The 18913-nt window shown below is 73.3% G+C and carries 20 protein-coding genes; 13 read left to right on the top strand and 7 right to left on the bottom strand.

Annotated elements, in window-relative coordinates; all coding sequences use genetic code 11:
- On the bottom strand, positions 1-1443 hold a 1443-nt coding region (locus tag F8274_RS21630), incomplete at its 3' end, for an MFS transporter (protein WP_151464198.1).
- Between the two features lie 87 nt (positions 1444-1530).
- On the opposite strand from F8274_RS21630, the gene F8274_RS21625 reads away from it, so the two are divergent.
- Complete coding sequence (locus F8274_RS21625; RefSeq protein WP_151464197.1) at positions 1531-2370, top strand: DUF3027 domain-containing protein; 840 nt, start codon at positions 1531-1533, stop codon at positions 2368-2370.
- A gap of 3 nt (positions 2371-2373) precedes the next feature.
- Here F8274_RS21625 and F8274_RS21620 read toward each other — a convergent pair whose 3' ends face one another.
- Positions 2374-2634, bottom strand: a complete 261-nt coding sequence (locus F8274_RS21620) for a DUF2530 domain-containing protein (protein ID WP_151464196.1) — start codon at positions 2632-2634, stop codon at positions 2374-2376.
- 89 nt (positions 2635-2723) lie between these two features.
- Here F8274_RS21620 and F8274_RS21615 point away from each other — a divergent pair, with 89 nt between their 5' ends.
- The 5 genes from F8274_RS21615 to thpR all read left to right on the top strand — a co-directional run bounded on the left by F8274_RS21615 (position 2724) and on the right by thpR (position 7293).
- Positions 2724-4205 (top strand): NCS2 family permease, encoded by a 1482-nt coding sequence (locus tag F8274_RS21615; RefSeq protein ID WP_151464195.1) that lies wholly within the window; start codon positions 2724-2726, stop codon positions 4203-4205.
- A 64-nt stretch (positions 4206-4269) separates the two neighbouring features.
- Positions 4270-4719, top strand: a complete 450-nt coding sequence (locus F8274_RS21610; protein WP_192579921.1) for a MarR family winged helix-turn-helix transcriptional regulator — start codon at positions 4270-4272, stop codon at positions 4717-4719.
- 76 nt (positions 4720-4795) lie between these two features.
- The gene (locus tag F8274_RS21605; protein ID WP_151464194.1) at positions 4796-6082 is read left to right on the top strand and encodes an MFS transporter; all 1287 of its coding nucleotides are present in this window, start codon (positions 4796-4798) and stop codon (positions 6080-6082) included.
- A gap of 119 nt (positions 6083-6201) precedes the next feature.
- Positions 6202-6711 carry a hypothetical protein gene (locus F8274_RS21600; protein WP_151464193.1) on the top strand — a complete coding sequence of 170 codons (510 nt, stop codon included), beginning with the start codon at positions 6202-6204 and terminating at the stop codon, positions 6709-6711.
- 3 nt (positions 6712-6714) lie between these two features.
- Positions 6715-7293 carry an RNA 2',3'-cyclic phosphodiesterase gene (gene thpR, locus F8274_RS21595; RefSeq protein ID WP_151464192.1) on the top strand — a complete coding sequence of 193 codons (579 nt, stop codon included), beginning with the start codon at positions 6715-6717 and terminating at the stop codon, positions 7291-7293.
- A gap of 39 nt (positions 7294-7332) precedes the next feature.
- On the opposite strand, the gene F8274_RS21590 is transcribed toward thpR, so the two are convergent.
- From F8274_RS21590 to F8274_RS21575, 4 genes are all read right to left on the bottom strand, one after another.
- Positions 7333-8319 carry an aldo/keto reductase gene (locus tag F8274_RS21590; protein ID WP_151464191.1) on the bottom strand — a complete coding sequence of 329 codons (987 nt, stop codon included), beginning with the start codon at positions 8317-8319 and terminating at the stop codon, positions 7333-7335.
- 61 nt (positions 8320-8380) lie between these two features.
- The gene (sepH, locus tag F8274_RS21585) at positions 8381-9469 is read right to left on the bottom strand and encodes a septation protein SepH (protein ID WP_151464190.1); all 1089 of its coding nucleotides are present in this window, start codon (positions 9467-9469) and stop codon (positions 8381-8383) included.
- 189 nt (positions 9470-9658) lie between these two features.
- On the bottom strand, positions 9659-10786 hold the full coding sequence (gene serC / locus F8274_RS21580; protein ID WP_151464189.1) for a phosphoserine transaminase: 1128 nt from the start codon (positions 10784-10786) through the stop codon (positions 9659-9661).
- 246 nt (positions 10787-11032) lie between these two features.
- Positions 11033-12139 (bottom strand): citrate synthase 2, encoded by a 1107-nt coding sequence (locus F8274_RS21575; RefSeq protein ID WP_151464188.1) that lies wholly within the window; start codon positions 12137-12139, stop codon positions 11033-11035.
- A 274-nt stretch (positions 12140-12413) separates the two neighbouring features.
- Between F8274_RS21575 and pdxH the strand changes: the two genes are divergently transcribed.
- From pdxH to F8274_RS21540, 7 genes are all read left to right on the top strand, one after another.
- Positions 12414-13043 carry a pyridoxamine 5'-phosphate oxidase gene (gene pdxH / locus F8274_RS21570; RefSeq protein ID WP_192579920.1) on the top strand — a complete coding sequence of 210 codons (630 nt, stop codon included), beginning with the start codon at positions 12414-12416 and terminating at the stop codon, positions 13041-13043.
- A complete protein-coding gene (locus F8274_RS21565; RefSeq protein WP_151464186.1) occupies positions 13040-14335 on the top strand; it encodes an MFS transporter in 1296 nt (431 codons plus the stop codon). Before pdxH ends, F8274_RS21565 begins: the two co-directional genes overlap by 4 nt.
- 106 nt (positions 14336-14441) lie before the next feature.
- Positions 14442-15371: an aldose 1-epimerase family protein gene (locus tag F8274_RS21560; RefSeq protein ID WP_151464185.1), complete on the top strand. Its 930-nt coding sequence runs from the start codon at positions 14442-14444 to the stop codon at positions 15369-15371.
- A 2-nt stretch (positions 15372-15373) separates the two neighbouring features.
- Positions 15374-15976, top strand: coding sequence for a nitroreductase family protein (locus F8274_RS21555; protein ID WP_151464184.1), 603 nt, complete (start codon positions 15374-15376; stop codon positions 15974-15976).
- 131 nt (positions 15977-16107) lie between these two features.
- A complete protein-coding gene (locus F8274_RS21550; RefSeq protein ID WP_151464183.1) occupies positions 16108-16413 on the top strand; it encodes a type II toxin-antitoxin system VapB family antitoxin in 306 nt (101 codons plus the stop codon).
- A gap of 31 nt (positions 16414-16444) precedes the next feature.
- A complete protein-coding gene (locus F8274_RS21545; protein ID WP_151464182.1) occupies positions 16445-17605 on the top strand; it encodes an acyl-CoA dehydrogenase family protein in 1161 nt (386 codons plus the stop codon).
- Between the two features lie 100 nt (positions 17606-17705).
- Complete coding sequence (locus F8274_RS21540) at positions 17706-18470, top strand: DUF4230 domain-containing protein (protein ID WP_151464181.1); 765 nt, start codon at positions 17706-17708, stop codon at positions 18468-18470.
- A gap of 45 nt (positions 18471-18515) precedes the next feature.
- Here the strand turns inward: F8274_RS21540 and F8274_RS21535 are convergent, their stop codons facing one another.
- Positions 18516-18722: a PspC domain-containing protein gene (locus F8274_RS21535; RefSeq protein WP_151464180.1), complete on the bottom strand. Its 207-nt coding sequence runs from the start codon at positions 18720-18722 to the stop codon at positions 18516-18518.
- Positions 18723-18913: the final 191 nt, after the last annotated feature.

Genomic DNA, 18913 nt, shown 5'->3' with positions numbered 1-18913 from the left:
CGTGGGGGCGGGGTCGTCGAACTCCGTAGCGGGGTCGGTGGCCAGTTCGTCGTCGCCGAGCGGGCGCCCGACCAGGTGCTCGCCGCGCAGCCGGGTGGCCACCAGCACCCCGCGGGCGGCCACCAGCGCGGCCACGCAGGCGGCGACCGCCACGCCGACCGGGCCGGTGAACGGGACCAGCCCGAGCCCGCCGCCGGCCACGAAGGCCAGCATCAGCGCGGTCTCCGAGTGGGCGAACGAGCTGGCCCGCAGCCGCTCCGGGATCCGCTCCTGGATCGAGGCGTCGACCGCCAGCTTGGCGATCCCGCTCATCAGCGAGGTGACGACGCAGAGCAGCGCCACCATGGGCAGCGAGAACTTCAGGGCGGCGAGCACCGCCACCCCGGCCACGATGACCGTGCCGCTGGACTGGATCGCCGCCGGGCGGTGGATGCGCAGCCGGGTGCCGATAGCGGTGGCCAGGAAGGTGCCCACCGCCAGCGCCCCGCCGGCCAGGCCCAGCGCGCCCTGGGCGCCCAGGTCCCGGCCGAAGAAGTCGGTGGTCAGGTCGCCGGCCTTGATCGCGAAGGCCAGGAAGAGCAGCAGGAAGCCGTAGAGCCCGCGCAGCGCCGCCGCGCCGATCAGCGTGGCGATGACCAGCCGGCCGGCGGGCCGGCCCCGGCCCAGCGGGCGTTCGCCGTCCCGGCGGCGTAGCGCCCGCAGCGGCCGGGGCACCCGCTCGGGCGGCTCCGAGTCGGCCCGCGGCGGCAGCCGCAGCGAGATGATCATGCCGATCAGGAAGATGAGCGACGCGACCCGGAGCGGCCACTGCGGCCCGAACCAGAACGCGGCCAGCCCGATCGGGGCGACGAGCGCGCCGGCCACCGTGCCGTAGACGCTCGCCCGGGCGCCCACCTGCGACAGCCCGAGCCCCTCGGGCAGCAGCCGGGGGACCGCCGCCGAGCGGGCCACCCCGTACGCCCGGGAGAGGGCGAGCACCCCGAACGCGGCCGGATAGAGCCCGAAGCCGCCGATGTAGTCGGAGATCAGCCAGGCCAGGAAGGCCCGGCCGAGCATGGTGGCGGCCAGCGCGTAGCGGCGGCCGTGCCGGAAGTGGTCCAGCAGCGGGCCGACCACGGGGGCGAGCATGGCGAACGGGACCATGGTCACCAGCAGGTAGAGCGCGACCTTGTTGCGCGCCTCGCCGAGCGGGACGTCGAAGAAGATCGTGCCGGCAAGGCCGATGGCGATCAGCGTGTCCCCGGCGCAGGAGAGGGCGTGCAGGTCGAAGAGGCGGACCATGCCGACCTCGTTGCCGGCGCTGCGGGCCCGGGCCGTGCCGGCCCGCCGGGTCATCCACCGCCCGCCGTGCAGCGAGCCCCGGAGCAGCAGGCGGGTGGCGCGGATGCCGGTGCCGACGGTCCGCCCGAGGACGGACCGGCCGGAGCGGGAGGACAGCGGCATGTGTCCCATCCTCGCCCATCTGATCCACGCGCGCCGCATCACCCGGGGAGAACGACTCCGGGGAGTGCCTGTCGCCCGACCGCAGGCATGGGGAACAATGGTCCGGTGACCAGGCCCGCCTCCGCCCGCGCTCCCCGGCTCGACCAGGTGTGCGCCGCCGCCGTCGATGTGGCGCGCGCCGCCATCACCGAGGTGGACCCCGCCGACGTCGGCGATCACCTCCAAGCCGTCGCCGAGGGCGACCGGCTCGTCACCCACTACTTCGAGTGCCGCCTGGCCGGCTACCGGGGCTGGCGCTGGGCCGTCACGGTGACCCGGGCGCCGCGCAGCCGCACGGTCACGATCTGCGAGACGGTGCTGCTGCCGGGCGCCGACGCGCTGCTCGCCCCGGGCTGGCTGCCCTGGCAGGAGCGGCTCAAGCCGGGCGACCTGGGCCCCGGTGACCTGCTGCCCACCCCGGCGGACGACGAGCGGCTCGCCCCCGGCTACCTGCTCTCCGACGATCCGGCCGTGGAGGAGACCGCCTGGGAGCTGGGCCTCGGCCGGGCCCGGGTGCTGTCCCGCGAGGGTCGCACCGACGCGGCCCAGCGCTGGTACGACGGCGACCACGGCCCCAACGCCGCGATCTCGGTGGCCGCACCGGCCGCCGCCCGCTGCGGCACCTGCGGCTTCTACCTGCCGCTCGCCGGGGCGCTGCGGCAGTCCTTCGGCGCCTGCGGCAACTTCTACGCCCCCGACGACGGTCGGGTGGTCAGCGCCGACCACGGCTGCGGCGCCCACTCCGAGACGCTGATCGAGGCGGCGGAGAGCCCGGTGGACGAGCTGCCGACGGTCTACGACGACAGCGCCGTCGAGGCCATGTCGGTGAGCCGGGCCCCGGGCTCGGTGGAGGCGGCCGAGCCGGCGGAGCCGTACGGGCACCCCTGACCGTCAGCCCTGACGGGCGGTGGCTCCTCGGCGGCGGCGCCGGTTGGCGTCGTGCCGCATCATCACGGCCAGCCCGGGAAAGCCCCACAGGAACCCGGCCAGGCAGGTCCAGAGCCAGTTCTGGTGCCCGTGCGCGGTGAGCCAGTCACGGAAGAACAGCAGCAGCACCAGCCCGGCCACCGCCCACGCGACCAGCCCGGCGAGGGCGAACGGCACCATCGGCGGGTCGAGCGGCTCGGGCCGCGGCGGTTGCTCCTGGGGCACCCGCCCAGCGTACGCGATCGTCCTTCCCTGCCCGCGAGTGATCTGGGACGATGCGCGCGACAACCGGTCGATCGATATGTGAGGACCCGATGGCCATCGCGCCGCCGCCGGACCACGGCACCCCACCCGATCCCGCGCACCCGCGCAACGCCTTCGACCGCTTCTTCGAGATCTCCGCCCGCCGGTCGACGCCGGGCCGGGAGGTCCGGGGCGGGCTGGCCACGTTCTTCACGATGGCGTACATCGTGGTGTTGAACCCGCTGATCCTGGGCAGCGCGGTCGACGGCGACGGGCGCAAGCTCGCCATTCCAGCGCTGGCGGCGGCCACCGCGCTGGTCGCCGGCGTGATGACCATCCTGATGGGGGTGGTGGCCCGGTTCCCGATCGCGCTGGCCGCCGGGCTGGGCGTGAACGCGCTGGTCGCGTTCGAGATCGCGCCGCAGATGACCTGGGCGGACGCCATGGGTCTCGTGGTGATCGAGGGTGTGCTGATCGGCATCCTCGTGCTCACCGGGCTGCGTACGGCGGTGTTCCGCTCGGTACCGACCCAGCTCAAGACGGCGATCGGCGTCGGCATCGGCCTCTTCCTCACGATCATCGGCCTGGTCGACGCCGGCTTCGTGAGGCGCGTGCCCGACGCGGCGAACACCACGGTCCCGGTCGGGCTGGGCATCAGCGGCCGGATCGTCAGCTGGCCCCTGCTGGTCTTCGTGGTGGGCCTGCTGTTGACCCTGGTGCTGGTGGTACGCCGGGTCCGCGGCGCGATCCTCATCGGCATCCTGACCTCCACCGTGCTGGCGATCGTGGTGGAGACGGTCGGCAACATCGGGCCGTCCTTCGTCGACGGGAAGCCGAACCCCAAGGGCTGGGCGTTGAACGTGCCCGAGTTGCCGGCGAAGGTGGTGGACGTCCCCGACCTGTCGCTGCTCGGCAACTTCAACGTGCTGGACTCGTGGACCCGGGTCGGCTGGCTGGTCCCGTTGATGTTCGTCTTCACCCTGCTCATCACGGACTTCTTCGACACCATGGGCACGATGGTCGCCATCGGCCAGGAGGGCGACATGCTCGACGACCGGGGCACCCCGCCACGGGCCCGGGAGATCCTGCTGGTCGACTCGATCGCCGCCGCGGCGGGTGGCGCGGCCTCGGTGTCGAGCAACACGTCGTACATCGAGAGTGCCGCCGGTGTCGCGGAGGGCGCCCGGACCGGGGTGGCCAACCTGGTCACCGGCGGCCTGTTCCTGCTGGCCATGTTCCTGGCGCCGCTGGCGGTGGTGGTGCCCTTCGAGGCCGCGTCGACGGCGCTCGTGGTGGTCGGCTTCCTCATGATGACGGCGGTCCGCACGATCGACTGGACCGACTACGAGATCGCCATCCCGGCGTTCCTCACGATCGTGCTGATGCCGTTCACCTACTCGATCTCGAACGGGATCGGCGCCGGGGTGATCACCTTCGTGCTGCTGAAGCTGGCGAAGGGCCGGTTCCGCGAGGTCCACCCCCTGCTGTACGGGGTGGCCGCGCTGTTCGTCCTCTACTTCCTGCGCGGGCCGATCGAGTCCGTGGTCCTCTGACCCCTCTGGTGAGCCTGGTCATATCGCATGTCGTTAGCCAGGCTCATTAGTTAAGCTAACTAACGTGACGGAGCGGACGGTGACGGCGAAACGCGTGCCACCGGCGCAGCTGGCCCCTCAGCTGCGTGATGCGATCACTCGACTCAACCGGCGGGTCCGACAGGCCCGGCCGGTCGGCGACCTCACGGTCACTCAGCTCTCGGCGCTCACCAGCCTCAGGCTGGCAGGCGCCCTGACACCCCGGGAGCTGGCCGACATCGAGCGGGTGCAGCCGCCGACGATGACGAAGATCGTCGCGAAGCTGGAGGAGCGCGGCCTTGTGCAGCGCACCCCCCATCCGACCGACGGACGGCAGGTCATCCTGGCGGCGACCGAGGGAGGACAGGCCGTGCTCGACCAGTTCGAGCGGGCCCGCAACGAGTGGCTGGCCAGCCGGCTGGCCGCCCTGACCGAGGAGGAACGCGACACGCTGCGGCGTGCCGCCGACATTCTTCAGGGCATCGCTCGCGCCTGAGTGGGTACCCGCGTCCTGCGGTCCGCTTCGTCCGTTGTGGATGAGGCGTACATGATCGCGAGGAGGCGCACCTAGAGTGCAGGCCAAGCTGAGCACGATGTTCCAGTCCCTACGAGTCCGTAACTACCGACTCTTCGCCACCGGGCAGCTGATCAAACTGATCGGCGTCTGGATGATGTTCATCGCCCAGGACTGGCTCGTCCTCGAGCTCAGCGACAACTCGGCGACCGCGCTCGGTGTGGTCACCGCGATGCAGTTCACCCCCGTCCTCCTGCTGACCCTGCTCTCCGGCCGCCTCGCCGACCGCTACGACAAGCGGCTGCTGCTCTTCGTCGCCAACGCGTTCTGGACCGTGCTGGCGCTGGTGATGAGCATCCTGGTGGTCACCGGGCTCGTGCAGCTCTGGCACGTCTTCGCGTTCGCCGCCCTGCTCGGCGTCGCCAACGCCGTGGAGACCCCGGTCCGGCAGGCGTTCGTCTCCGAACTGGTCGGCGTGCCGCTGCTGCCGAACGCGCTCTCGCTCAACGCGGCCACCTTCAACTCGGCCCGGATCGTCGGCCCGGCCGTCGCCGGCCTGGCCATCGCCGCCTTCGACGTCGGCCCGGTCTTCATGTTCAGCGCGCTCAGCTCGATCGCCCCGCTGGTCAACGTGGTCCGGATGCGCGCCGCGGACCTGCACCGCAAGGATCTGCCGCCGGCCGGCCAGCGCGACCAGGCCAAGGTCGTGGACGGGCTCCGGTACGTCGCGCGGCGTCCCGATCTCCTGCTGCCGATGTTCGTCATGTCGGTGGTCGGGATGAGCCTGTTCAACTTCCAGCTCACCCTCGCCGCGCTGGCCAAGACCGTGTTCCACACCGGCGCCGCCTCGTTCGGCCTGTTCAGCACCGCGCTGGCGGTCGGCGCGCTCACCGGCGCCCTGTCCGGCACCGGGCGGCGCAGCCGGCCGTCGGTCTGGCTGGTGCTCGGCGCGGCGATCGGCTGCGCCAGCTTCGGCACCCTCGTCGGGCTCGCCCCGACGTACTGGCTGGTGGTGGCGCTGCTGCTGCCCACCGGGTTCTTCATGGTCTTCTTCGCCCAGGCCGCCAACCAGCGGGTCCAGCTCGGCGTCGACGCCGCCTTCCGGGGCCGGGTGATGGCGCTGTGGGTGCTCGTCTTCCTGGGCACCAACCCGGTGGGCGCGCCGCTCATCGGCTGGGTGGCCGAGACCTACGGGGCCGGCGCGAGCATCTGGATCGGTGGCCTCATCTCGCTGGCCGCCGCCCTGCTGGCGCTCACCTGGCAGCTGCGCCGCTCCGGCGCCCGGCTGCGGATGCGGGTGCTGCCCATGCCGCGCTTCTACGTGGTGTCGCCCGGGGCGGAGTGACCCGTCGACCGCCCGAAGGACCGGTTCCCGCCCGAGGGGACCGGTCCTTCCTCATTCATTCGCGTCCGGATCTCGCCAATCGGGTGGCGGGCGGTGACGGTGGGGCATAGCGTCGATACGTGGGAGTGGGACGAGGACTGCTGCTGATACTGGCGATTCTCGCCGTCTGCTGCCTGCCGGCCCTCTTCGCGCTGGTCTTCTGCGCCGACGAGATCCTCGACCGGGTGGCCTGCGGCTGGGCCGAGTGGCGCGAACAGCGCCGGGAACGCCGCACCATCGCCCGGCTGGACCGGGCCATCGAGGCCGAGTCGCTCACCCGCGACATCGACCTCACCGAGTTCGACCGGGAGGACCGCCGCCCGCTGGAACAACTCGCCGTCGACCTGCGCCGCCTCGGCGGCCACCGGCTCGCCGCCGCCGACCGCTCGGTGGTGTGGCACGGCGCGGTCATCGACGCGTACGACGAGCGACTGCGGGCCGCCTGCGGGGCGCTCGGCATCGCCGAGCACCTGGCCGAGCTGGAAGGCGTCGACCGGGAGATCGAACGGGTACGCGTCGAGGGACTCCTGCACGCCGCCGGGCTCACCCTGCCCGCCGCCCGCCCCGGCCACCACCAGCGGCACCGCTGACCGGTGCGGCTCTTCGTCGCGGTCTACCCGCCGAAGCCGGCGGTCGACGACCTGAGCGCCCAGGTGGCCCGGCTGCGCACCGGGGCCGCCGCGGCCGCCGGCACCAACGTCCGGCTGGCCGACCCGGCCAACGCCCACCTCACCCTGGCCTTCCTCGGCGACACACCCGACGACCGGCTGGTCGACGTGGAGAGCGCGCTCGGCCTCGCCGCGCAGACGTTCCGGGACGCCCGGGGCAGCTCCCCGCGACTGCGGCTGGGCGGCGGGGGCAGCTTCGGGCGCGGCCGGTTCACGGTGCTCTGGGTGGACGTCCGCGGCGAGGTCGACGGGTTGCAGGTGCTCGCCCGGCTCATCCGGTCGGGGCTGCGCCGGGCCCGGCTGCCGCACGACGAGAAGCCGTTCCGGGCCCACCTCACCATCGCCCGCCCCGGCGACCGGATCGACCGCGCCGACGTGCTCGCCGACCGGGAGACCCTGCACGACTACCACGGTCCGGAGTGGAGCGCCGACGAGCTGGTCCTGGTGCGCAGCCACCCGGGCCCGCGCCCCACCTACGACCGTCTCGCCGCCTGGCCGGTCTGACCGGGTCGGCCGGAGCAGCCGGCCGACCCGGTCAGCGGATCACCAGGCCCAGGCCTCGGGGCCCGGGCCGCCGTTGCCGACCGGCGGGAAGAGCTCGTCGAGCTTCTCCAGCGTGGCCTCGTCGAGCCGTACGGCCAGCGCACCCAGGTTGCGGTCGAGCTGGTCCATGGTGCGCGGCCCGACGATGGGGGCGGTCACGCCCGGGCGGGAGAGCAGCCAGGCCAGCGCCACGTCCGCCGGGTCGTGACCGAGGTCGGCGCAGAGCTTCTCGTACGCCTCGATGGTCTGCCGGTGCTCGGCGAGCGCGTCGGCCGACCGGCCGGAGGCGCCGCGGGCCGCGCCGCCCTCGGCCATCTTGCGGATGACCCCGGAGAGCAGCCCGCCGTGCAGCGGCGACCAGGGGATGATGCCCAGCCCGTAGTGCTGCGCGGCCGGGACCACCTCCAGCTCGACGTGCCGGGTCATGAGATTGTAGATGCACTGCTCGGAGACGAGCCCGAGGAAGTTGCGGCGGCCGGCCGCGGCCTGCGCCTGTGCGATGTGCCAGCCGGCGAAGTTGGACGAGCCGACGTAGAGCACCTTGCCCTGGGCGACCAGGGTCTCCATGGCCTGCCAGATCTCCTCCCACGGCGTGGTCCGGGAGATGTGGTGCATCTGGTAGAGGTCGATGGTGTCGGTCTGGAGCCGGCGCAGCGAGTCCTCGCAGGCCCGGATGATGTGCCGGGCGCTCAGGCCCTGCTCGTTGGGCCACTCGCCCATCTTGCCGTAGACCTTGGTGGCCAGGACAACCTTGTCGCGGCGCCCGCCGCCCTGGGCGAACCAGCGGCCGATGATCTGCTCGGTGACGCCCTCACCGGTCTTCCAGCCGTAGACGTTGGCGGTGTCGAAGAAGTTGATCCCGTGTTCGAGCGCCCGGTCCATGATGGCGAAGCTGTCCGGCTCGTCGGTCTGCGGCCCGAAGTTCATGGTGCCGAGGCAGAGCCGGCTCACCGACAGGCCGGTGCGTCCCAGGTTCGTGTACTCCATGGGTCCACCCTGGCACGCAGGCACTTAGAGTGCCTCACGCAAACCCAGGGTGGACCGTCGGTCAGGAGGACTCGCGGGCCGCCGGGCCGGTGCCGAAGAGGACGTCGTCCCAGCTCGGCAGGCGCTTGCGCGGCTTGCCACCGGCCTCGGTGGACTCGGTGCCGGTGCCGCCGGTCGCCGCCGCGGGGCCCGTGCGCCGGGGCCGGAGCACGGCCAGCGACGGCACGGCCGGGATCTCCTTCGGCGCGTCCGAGTCGTCGTCGAACGCGGAGCCCTGGCCGCCGCCGAGCAGCGCGGCAGCGCCCCCGGTGACCGCCCGCTGGCGGGGGGCGTCGGACCCGGCCAGCGCGGCCGGGGAGCGGGTGTCCAGACCGCGACCGGACGTGCCGCCGAGCGGCCGGTCCAGCGAGGCGAGCAGCGCGTCCCGGCCGGCGCGGATCGGGTCCCGCCCCGGGCGGGCGTGCTCGGCGGGCGACGGCAGGCCGTGCCCACCCCGGCTCGGCTCGCCGCGCGACGGGCCGGGCAGCGCGTGGCCGCCCCGCTCGGGCGCCGGCTCCTGGCCGAGGATCGGCGTGGGACGCTCGGCGCACAGGTATTGCGCCATGTCGTCGTGCGGCGCGACGTTCTGCCGGAGCTTGTCGAGATCCCAGACCGCCTGCGCGGTCGCCTTGCCGGACGGCCAGGTGGCGATGATCCGCCAGGTGCCGTCGTCGCGCCGGTAGGCGTCCCAGGAGATCTTCTCGGTGTCGATCCCGTGCTGGGCCAGCCGGCCGTTGACCACCTCGGCCAGCGGGGTGGGCTTCTCGGCGCCCTTGAGCCGGGTGCGCCGGGCGTGCTGGGCGAGCATGGCCCGCTCCTGGAGCACCGGGCCCGCGTAGCGCAGGACGCGGTCGACCGGAACGCCGGCGATCCGGGCGACGTCCTCGGCGGACTCGCCGGAGCGGATCCGGGCCTGGATGTCCCGCGGGGAGAGCGACGGGGTCGGGTCGGCGGCGCTCGGCACGACCGCGAGTGGGGCCGCGCCCGGCTCGGCGTGCAGCGCCGAGGCGATGCGCTCGTCGATGGGCAGGGCGAGCAGGCGCCCGACCTCGTCGGCGAGCACCAGAGCCTGGCCGTCCTCCGAGAGGGCGACGAAGCGTACTGGGCGCATGGGCTTGCCTCCGTCCCGCTTCGCTGGCCGTCACGCCACGAGCCGGCCACCCGGGCGTCTCGAACCACCGTACGCTCATCTACCCGAAGGTGGGGGATGCGACACCCCGGCATGTTGCGACTGAGCTGCGGCGATGATCACGGTGGGTGGTCGCCGGAGCCCCGACGACCACCCACCGTCACGACACGGTCAGAGTCGCTCGACCACGTAGTCGATGGACGCGGTGAGCGCCTCCACGTCGGCCGGCTCGACGGCCGGGAAGAGCGCGACGCGGAGCTGGTTGCGGCCGAGCTTCCGGTAGGGCTCGGTGTCCACGATGCCGTTGGCGCGCAGCACCTTGGCGATCGCCGAGGCGTCCACCCCGTCGGCGAAGTCGACGGTGGCGACCACGTTGGAGCGCAGCGCCGGGTCGGTCACGAACGGGGTGGCGAACGAAGAGCGCTCCGCCCAGCCGTAGACGATGCCGGCGCTCTCGGCGGTGCGCTTGGCCGCCCAGGCCAGCCCGCCCTGCGAGTTCATCCAGTCGGTCTGCTCGGCGGCCAGGAAGATGGTGGCCAGCGCCGGGGTGTTGTAGGTCTGCTCCAGCCGCGAGTTGTCGATCGCGGTGACCAGGTCGAGGAAGGCCGGGATGTAGCGGCCCGACTCCTTGATCTCGGTGGCCCGGGCGAGCGCGGCCGGCGACATGAGCGCCAGCCAGAGGCCGCCGTCGGAGCCGAAGCACTTCTGCGGAGCGAAGTAGTAGACGTCGGTCTCGCCGACGTTGACCTCCAGGCCGCCGGCGCCGGAGGTGGCGTCGACCAGCAGCAGCGAGCCCTCGTCGGCGCCCGGCACCCGGCTGATCGGCACCGCCACGCCGGTGGAGGTCTCGTTGTGCGGGGTGGCGTAGACGTCCACGCCCGCCTCGGCGACCAGGGTCGGCGCGCTGCCCGCCTCGGACTTGCGCACGGTCGGCTCGCCCAGGAACGGCGCGTCCTTGACCGACTTGGCGAACTTGGCGCCGAACTCGCCGAAGCTGGCGAACTGGGCCCGGTCGCGGACCAGGCCGAAGGTGGCGACCTCCCAGAAGGCCGTGGTGCCGCCGTTGCCCAGCACCACCTCGTAGCCCTCGGGGACGGAGAAGAACTCGGCGATGCCGCGGCGCAGCCGGGCCACCTGGTCCCGGACCGTCTTCTGGCGGTGCGAGGTGCCCAGGTAACTGGTGGCGACGTCGGCGAGAGCGGAGACCGCCGCGGGCCGGACCTTGGACGGGCCGCAGCCGAAGCGGCCGTCGGCGGGCCTGATGTCGTCGGGAATCCGGATGGTCGGTACGTCAGCCACGGTCTTCTCGATCCTTCCGCGTGGGCGAGTGGGCCCTGTCAGCGGGGCGCGGAACGACGGCGGCCACGCGCGGGCGCGCGGCGGAGCCGGGTCCGAGCCCGGTCCGGCGGCACTGCCGGCCTTCATCCTCGCACCCGCGCCGCCCGCCCCGGCGGCTGGTCCCACCCCCGGAGCTGAGGGATGCGCCACACGGCCAGGGCCCGGTCCGCGACGGACCGGGCCCTGGCGAGGGGTACGCGGGGAGGATCAGACGCCGTGCGGGATGGCGTCCCAGCCCTCGACCTGCTGCGGCTTGCGGCTGCCCGGGCCGATGTAGCGGGCCGACGGGCGGACCAGCCGCTGGAGCTTCTTCTGCTCCAGGATGTGCGCGGACCAACCGCCCATCCGGGCACAGGTGAACATCGAGGTGAACATGTGCGCCGGCACCTCGGCGAAGTCCAGCACCACGGCCGACCAGAACTCGACGTTGGTGGCGAGCACCCGGTCCGGGCGGCGGGCCTGCAGCTCGGCCAGGGCGGCCTTCTCCAGCGCCTCGGCGATCTCGAAGCGCGGCGCGCCCAGCTCCTTGGCGGTGCGGCGGAGCACCCGGGCGCGCGGGTCCTCGGCGCGGTAGACCCGGTGGCCGAAGCCCATGAGCCGCTCGCCCCGGTCGAGGACGCCCTTGACGTAGCCCTCGGCGTCGCCGCTGCGCTCGACGGCCTCCAGCATGCTGAGCACCCGGGACGGCGCGCCGCCGTGCAACGGGCCGGAGAGCGCGCCGATGCCGGAGGAGATGCAGGCCGCGGCGTCGGCGCCGGTGGAGGCGACGATCCGGGTGGTGAAGGTGGAGGCGTTCAGGCCGTGCTCGGCGGCCGAGATGAAGTAGGCGTCGACGGCCTTGACGTGCCGCGGGTCGGGCTCACCCCGCCAGCGCTTCATGAACCGCTCGACGATCGTCTCCGCCTTGTCGATCTCCTTCTGCGGCACGGCCGGCAGGCCGAGGCCGCGGGCGGACTGGGCGACGAAGGACAGGGCGGTGACCGACACCCGGGCCAGGTCCTCGCGAGCCTGCTCGTCGGAGATGTCGAGGAGCTGGTTGAGCCCCCAGTACGGGGCCAGCATGGCGACCGCGGACTGCACGTCGACGCGGATGTCGCCGGAGTGCACCGGCACCGGGAACGGCTCGGCCGGCGGCAGGCCCGGGCCGAAGCGCCCGTCGACCAGCAGCGCCCAGACGTTGCCGAAGGAGACCTGACCGATCAGATCCTCGATGTCCACGCCGCGGTAGCGCAGCGCGCCACCCTCGCGGTCCGGTTCGGCGATCTGGGTCTCGAAGGCTACGACGCCCTCCAGGCCCGGTTTGAAGTCGGCCATGTCGTCTCCTGGCTTCCGGCGGTGGTGGTTGCCGCGCGGGCTGACGGACCCGCGGCTTTGGGCGACCCTCAGGGGGTGTGTTCGGAACATCTTGCCTGCTCGGTAACCGGCTCCGCGACCCGCGGCGAGTGTGCGCCACATGACATCCCCGCCGGTGGACAAGCTCACGGGCTGGAGAAGACTGGACGCCGGGGCCTGGCCAGCGTCGGGGGACGCCGGCATCTCCGGGAGAGGGACGACGAGAGTGACGGGCGACACACCTGCCCCGGCCGGCATGCGTAACGAGTACGCCGCCGACCTGGGCCTTTCCGAATCGGATCTCGCGCCGGACTGGCACACGCAGTTCGCCCGCTGGTTCGCCGACGCGGTGGCGCATCCGCTGCCCGAACCGAACGCCATGGTCGTCGGCACCGCCGACGCCGACGGGCGGCCGAGTGGCCGCACCGTGCTGCTCAAGGGGTACGACCCGGACGGGTTCGTCTTCTACACCAACTACGGCTCCCGCAAGGGCGGCGAGGCGACCGCCAACCCGTGGGCCAGCCTGGTCTTCCCCTGGTTCCCGATGCACCGGCAGGTGACGGTCACCGGTCGGGTGAGCCGGGTCGACCGGGCCGAGACCGAGGCGTACTTCGCCGCCCGGCCGCGCGGCTCCCAGCTCGGGGCCTGGGCCAGCACCCAGTCCCGGGTGGTGCCGGACCGGGCGGCGCTGGACGCGGCGTACCGGGCGGCTGCCGAGCGCTTCGCCGGCGTGGACGAGATCCCCGCGCCGCCGCACTGGGGCGGGCTCCGGGTGCGGCCGGAGACGGTGGAGTTCTGGCAGGGCCGGGCCAGCCGGCTGCACGACCGGCTGCGGTTCCGGCTAACCGGGGACGGCGCCTGGGTCACCGAGCGGCTGGCCCCGTGACGGGGGTGAAGGAGGCCCGGCCGCGCGGGGCGCGCCGCTGGGCCATCGACCTGCGTCCGCTGGGCGTGCCCGCGTACCGCCGGGTGTGGCTCGGCAACGCCGTGGCGATGTTCGGCTTCCAGTTCACCGCCGTGGCGGTGCCGGTGGAGATGTTCGACCTGACCGGCGGCTCGTTCTGGGTCGGCCTGCTCGGGATCGCCGGCTTCCTGCCGCTGCTGGTCTTCGGGCTGTGGGGCGGGGCGGTCGCCGACGCCCGGGACCGGCGGCGGGTGCTGCTGGGCGGGGGCGCCCTGCTCTGGGCGTCGACGCTGGCGCTGCTGCTCCAGTCGCTGCTGCGGGTGGGCAGCCCGGTGCTGCTGCTGGTCCTGGTCGCGGTGCAGTCGATCGCGTTCGCGGTCACGTCGCCGACCCGCAGCGCGATCCTGCCCCGCCTGGTGCCGGCCGAACTGGTGCCGGCGGCCAGCACGCTGAACTTCACCACGTTCACCGCGACCTCGGTCTTCGGGCCGCTCGCCGCCGGCCTGATCTTCGCCACCTGGCACACCGACATGGGGCTGCCGATCGCGTACGGGGTCGACGGGCTGCTGTTCACCGTGTCGCTCTGGGCCACCCTGCGGCTGCCGGCCATGCCGCCCGAGCCGGACCCGGACGGCGACGGCACGCCGCGCAGGGCGGGGCTGGCCAGCATCGTCGACGGGCTCCGCTACCTGGCCACCACGCCGGTGCTGCTGCTCTCCTTCGCCATCGACCTGATCGCCATGATCCTGGCCATGCCCCGGGCGCTCTTCCCCGAGCTGGCGCACGAGCGCTTCGGCGGCGGGGCGGCGGTCGGCTGGCTCTACAGCGCCATCGCCATCGGCGCGATGCTGGGCGGCCTCACCTCGGGCTGGATCGGCCGGGTGCGCCGGCAGGGGGTCGTGCTCGTGGTGGCCGTGGTCGGCTGGGGTGTGGCGATCGCCGCGGCCGGGCTGGCCCGCCAGCTCTGGCTGGTGGTGATGCTGCTCGGCCTGGCGGGCGCCGCCGACCTGGTGAGCGCGACCCTGCGCCAGTCGATGCTGCTGATCTACGCGCCGGACCGGATGCGCGGCCGGCTCCAGGGCGTCAACACGGTGGTGGTCGCCGGTGGCCCGCGCCTGGGCGACCTGCGGGCGGGCGCGATGGCCGCCGCGTCCGGCACGACCATCGCCATGGTGGGCGGCGGCCTCGCCTCGGCCGTGCTCGCGGTGCTGCTGGTGGCGGTCTTCCCGGCCCTGCTCCGCTACCGGGCCGACGGGACGGGCGAGCGGACCTGACCGGGGGCCCGGTGCGGGCCGCCGCTCCGGGCCGGACCGGCCGCACGCTGGGACGTTGCCGGGCGGGCTGAGCGCCGGGTGGGTGCGACGGACTAAGGTCGCCGGCATGGAGACCGACGAACGCCCGTCCCCGTCCGGAGCACAGTGGACCATCGCGGCCGGCGGCCACGAGGCCGTCGTGGTCGAGGTGGGCGGTGGCCTGCGGACCTACCGCCACGACGGGATCGACTACCTCGACGGGTACGAGGCGGACGAGCTGGCCCCCGGGTCGGCCGGTCACGTGCTGGCGCCCTGGCCGAACCGGATCCGGGACGGCGTCTACACCTTCGGCGACCGGTCGTTGCAGCTCGACCTGACCGAGCCGGCCCGGCACAACGCCATCCACGGGCTGGTCAACTGGGTGCGGTGGCAGCTCGTGGAGCAGTCGCCGGAGAGCGTGACGATCGGCTACGAGCTGCCGCCCAGCCCCGGCTACCCGTGGGCGCTGCGGTTGCGGAGCCGGTGGAGCGTCGGGGCGGACGGGCTGCGCGCCGACCACGAGGTCACCAACCTGTCCGCCGAGCCGGCCCCGTTCGGCTTCTCCGTGCACCCCTACCTGCAACTGCCGAAGGTCGGCGTGAACGAGCTGACCATGCGGGTGCCCGGGCGGACGCGGGTGCTGCTGGACAACCGGCTGCTGCCGGTGGCCGCGACCGAGGTGGCCGGCTCCGAGTACGACTACACCGAGCCCCGCGCGATCGGGGACGCGGTGCTCGACCTGGCCTTCGGTGACGTGGTGCGGAACGCCGACGGCGGCTCGTCGGTGACCCTGGCCGCCCCGGACGGTTCGGCGGCGGTGCACATCTGGGCCGACGGCGAGTTCGGCTGGTGGCAGGTCTTCACCGGGGACACCCTCACCGGGGAGCGGCACCGGCGGTCGGTGGCGGTCGAGCCGATGACCTGCCCGGCCGACGCGTTCCGCTCGGGCAAGGACCTGATCACGCTGGCCCCCGGGCAGACCTGGCGGGGCACCTGGGGCATCCGGCCCGGGGTGTGAGCGTGGAGTTCGCCGAGGTCGTCCGGCGTCGCCGGATGGTCCGCAACTACGACCCGGACCGCCCGGTCCCGGCCGACGTGGTGGACCGGCTGCTCGACCACGCCGTCCGGGCTCCGTCGGCCGGGTTCGCGCAGGGCTGGGGTTTCCTGGTGCTGGAGGAGCCGGCGGACCGGGAGCGGTTCTGGGCGGCGGCCACCCCGGGCGGCGGCGGCCGGGAACGCTGGCTGGCCGGGATGCGCACGGCCCCGCTCATCGTGGTGCCGCACGCCAACCGTTCCGCGTACCTCGACCGCTATGCCGAGCCGGACAAGGGCTGGGGGGACCGCTCCGAGGACCGCTGGCCGGTGCCCTACTGGTACGTCGACACCGGCTTCGCGGCCCTGCTCATGCTGCTCACCGCCGTGGACGAGGGGCTGGGCGCCTGCTTCTTCGGCATCCCGCCGCAGCGGATCGGGGCGTACCGGGAGGCGTTCGGCGTGCCGGCGGAGTACCACCCGATCGGTGCGGTCACGGTAGGTTACCGAGCACCCGACCACCGGTCACCGTCGCTGCGGCGCGGTCGCCGGCCGGTGGACGAGGTGGTCCGGCGGGGCCGCTGGAGCTGAGCGTGGTTCAGCGCGTCCGGCCCGGGTATCGGCGGTAGCGAAACCGACATGAGGGAGTAAAACGCGGTGTGGCAGGTGCGGCTAGGCTGGCACCGACATCATCAGCCCGGCCGGGGGGAGGGGAGCGTGCCGTGATCTTCAGGGCGGTCCGGGACGGGCGTCCCTACCCGGAGCACAACCTCACGCTCAAGCAGTGGGCCGAGATCCCGCCGCGCCCGCTGCGGCTGGACCAGCTCATCACCACGAAGCGGGAGCTGGCGCTCGACAAGCTCCTCGCCGAGGACTCCACCTTCTACGGCGACCTCTTCCCGCACGTGGTGCAGTGGAACGGCGGCCTCTACCTGGAGGACGGCCTGCACCGGGCGCTGCGCGCGGCGCTCCAGCAGCGCAACCAGATCCACGCCCGGGTGCTGGTGCTGGGCGGTCAGCCCGAATGACGCGCCCCTGAGTCTTCGTTAAGGTGACGCCATGACCCCTCTCGACCTGCTGGACATCGACGCGTCGCTGGGCGAGGAGGAGCGGCAGATTCGCGCCGTGGTGCGCCAGCTCGTCGACGACCGGGTCCGCCCGCACGTCGCCGGCTGGTACGAGGACGGCCACGTCCCGGCCCGCGAGCTGGCCCGCGAGTTCGGCAAGCTCGGCCTGCTCGGCATGCACCTCACCGGCTACGGCTGCGCCGGCGCGTCGGCCGTCGCGTACGGGCTGGCCTGCCTGGAGCTGGAGGCGGGCGACTCCGGCCTCCGCTCGCTGGTGTCGGTGCAGGGTTCGCTGGCCATGTACGCCATCTGGCGCTACGGCAGCGAGGAGCAGAAGCAGCGGTGGCTGCCCGCCATGGCGAGCGGCGAGGCGATCGGCTGCTTCGGGCTGACCGAGCCGGACCACGGCTCCGACCCGGCCTCGATGGCCACCCGCGCCCGCCGCGACGGCGACGACTGGATCCTCACCGGCAGCAAGATGTGGATCACCAACGCGCCGATCGCCGACGTCGGGGTGATCTGGGCCCGCACCGACGAGGGTGTGCGCGGCTTCGCCGTACCCATGGACACGCCCGGGGTGACGGCGCGGGAGATCCGGCACAAGATGTCGCTGCGCGCGTCGCTGACCGGCGAGATCGCCCTCGACGACGTGCGGCTGCCGGCGGACGCCCGGCTGCCCGAGGCGATCGGGCTCAAGGCGCCGCTGAGCTGCCTCACCGAGGCGCGGCACGGCATCGTCTGGGGCGCGCTCGGCGCGGCGCGGGACTGCCTGGAGACGGCGCTGTCCTACGCGACCACCCGCACCCAGTTCGGCCGGCCGCTGGCCGGCTTCCAGCTCACCCAGGCCAAGCTCGCCGACATGGCCGTCGAGTGGAACAAGGGGCTGCTGCTGGCCCTGCACCTGGGGCGGCTGGCCGACGCCGGGAGGCTGCGCCCCGACCAGGTCAGCGTGGGCAAGCTGAACAACGTCCGGGAGGCCCTGGCCATCGCCCGGGAGTGCCGGACCATCCTGGGCGCGAACGGGGTCTCGGGTGAATACCCGGTCATGCGGCACGCCAACAACCTGGAGAGCGTGCTGACCTACGAGGGCACCTCGGAGATCCACCAGCTGGTGATCGGGCAGCGGCTGACCGGGCTTTCCGCGTTCGCCTGAGCTGCGAACTCACCCGATCGGGTCGCTCGGCGAGCGACTGTCGCACGGTGGCCGTACCGTCATTCTCAGTCGATGTGTCTGACGAGGACGGTGAGGGGCGATGGCCCGCGACGGTGACATCAACGAGCCCACCAGGGAGTTCCCGGAATACCCGACCGGCGAGTCCCTCCGGGCCCGGTCGGACGTGCCGTCCGACCCGCGGCCCGGCGCCCCGGCGTCGTCCGGCGGCCCGGTGCGCGGCCTGCTCTGGGTGCTCGGCGCGGCCGCGCTGGCCGTGGTGGTGCTGCTCGGCGTGCAGGCGACCGGCCTGCTGCCGGACTTCCGCAACCCGTTCGCCAAGGAGCAGACCGACCGCAGCCAGCCGCCGCTGCTCAAGTCGATCCGCGACCTGAGCCGCTACGTGGCCGCCGAGGGCAACTTCCAGGTGGTCGTGGACGTGCAGAAGGACCGGCGCAACGTGCCCGACTTCCTGCTCAACGAGCGCACGCTCTTCGTGGGGGCGGGCCGCATCGAGGCGTACGTCGACTTCGCGAAGATCGCCGACGGGGCCGTGGTGGTCTCCGACGACGGCAAGTCCGTGGAGATCAAGCTGCCCGCGCCGCAGCTCGGCGAGACCGACCTCGACATGGACAAGAGCTACGTCTTCGCCGAGCAGCGCGGCCTGATCAACCGGCTGAACGACCTGGTCGGCGGCGACCCCAACCGGCAGCAGCAGGTCTACCAGCTCGCCGAGGACCGGATCACCGCGGCGGCCCGCGACAGCGGGCTCACCGCCCGGGCCGAGGAGAACACCCGCAAGATGCTGGAGGGGCTGCTCCGCTCCCTCGGCTATCAGAAGGTGACCGTCACCTACACGGCGCCCTGACGCCGGCGGCGCCCGCCCCGGGTGATCCCGGGGCGGGCGGCACGGTCAGTGGCGGGCGGCCAGGTAGCGGTCCTCGTTCGGCATGAGGACCCACAGGATCAGGTAGACGATCACCTGCGTGCCGGGCAGCAGCAGCGACAGCAGGAACAGCAGCCGGACCATGCCGGCCGACATGCCGAACCGCTGGGCCAGGCCGGCGCAGACGCCGGCGAACACGCGCCCCTGGCGGGGCCGGACCAGTTTGCGACTCATCGTCGAACTCCCACTTCTGCGGCGATCCGCCGCGCTGATTCCACGGTAGGAACGGACGCGCCTCCCGCCCTCGGTCCCGAGGAGGATCGGCGACCCGGGAACCCGTAGGTGCTTTACCCCCGCGGACCCCCGCCGACGCGCCCGGGTCGTGACGGCAGGGAGACGGGTGGAGGCGCAGGCTGGGGTCCGCG

Source organism: Micromonospora sp. AMSO31t (genome assembly GCF_008868175.1).
Taxonomy (GTDB): domain Bacteria; phylum Actinomycetota; class Actinomycetes; order Mycobacteriales; family Micromonosporaceae; genus Micromonospora.
Note: the sequence above shows the minus strand (reverse complement) of the source record. Positions and strands in the feature narration are given on the sequence as shown.

Excerpts from the sequence above, each read along its gene's own strand:
- F8274_RS21540 (WP_151464181.1), top strand. The coding sequence starts at position 17,706 with ATGGCCCGCGACGGTGACATCAACGAGCCCACCAGGGAGTTCCCGGAA.
- sepH (WP_151464190.1), bottom strand. The coding sequence starts at position 9,469 with ATGCGCCCAGTACGCTTCGTCGCCCTCTCGGAGGACGGCCAGGCTCTG.
- F8274_RS21590 (WP_151464191.1), bottom strand. The coding sequence starts at position 8,319 with ATGGAGTACACGAACCTGGGACGCACCGGCCTGTCGGTGAGCCGGCTC.
- F8274_RS21615 (WP_151464195.1), top strand. The coding sequence starts at position 2,724 with ATGGCCATCGCGCCGCCGCCGGACCACGGCACCCCACCCGATCCCGCG.
- F8274_RS21545 (WP_151464182.1), top strand. The coding sequence starts at position 16,445 with ATGACCCCTCTCGACCTGCTGGACATCGACGCGTCGCTGGGCGAGGAG.
- F8274_RS21575 (WP_151464188.1), bottom strand. The coding sequence starts at position 12,139 with ATGGCCGACTTCAAACCGGGCCTGGAGGGCGTCGTAGCCTTCGAGACC.
- F8274_RS21625 (WP_151464197.1), top strand. The coding sequence starts at position 1,531 with ATGGGGAACAATGGTCCGGTGACCAGGCCCGCCTCCGCCCGCGCTCCC.
- F8274_RS21560 (WP_151464185.1), top strand. The coding sequence starts at position 14,442 with ATGGAGACCGACGAACGCCCGTCCCCGTCCGGAGCACAGTGGACCATC.
- pdxH (WP_192579920.1), top strand. The coding sequence starts at position 12,414 with ATGCGTAACGAGTACGCCGCCGACCTGGGCCTTTCCGAATCGGATCTC.
- F8274_RS21535 (WP_151464180.1), bottom strand. The coding sequence starts at position 18,722 with ATGAGTCGCAAACTGGTCCGGCCCCGCCAGGGGCGCGTGTTCGCCGGC.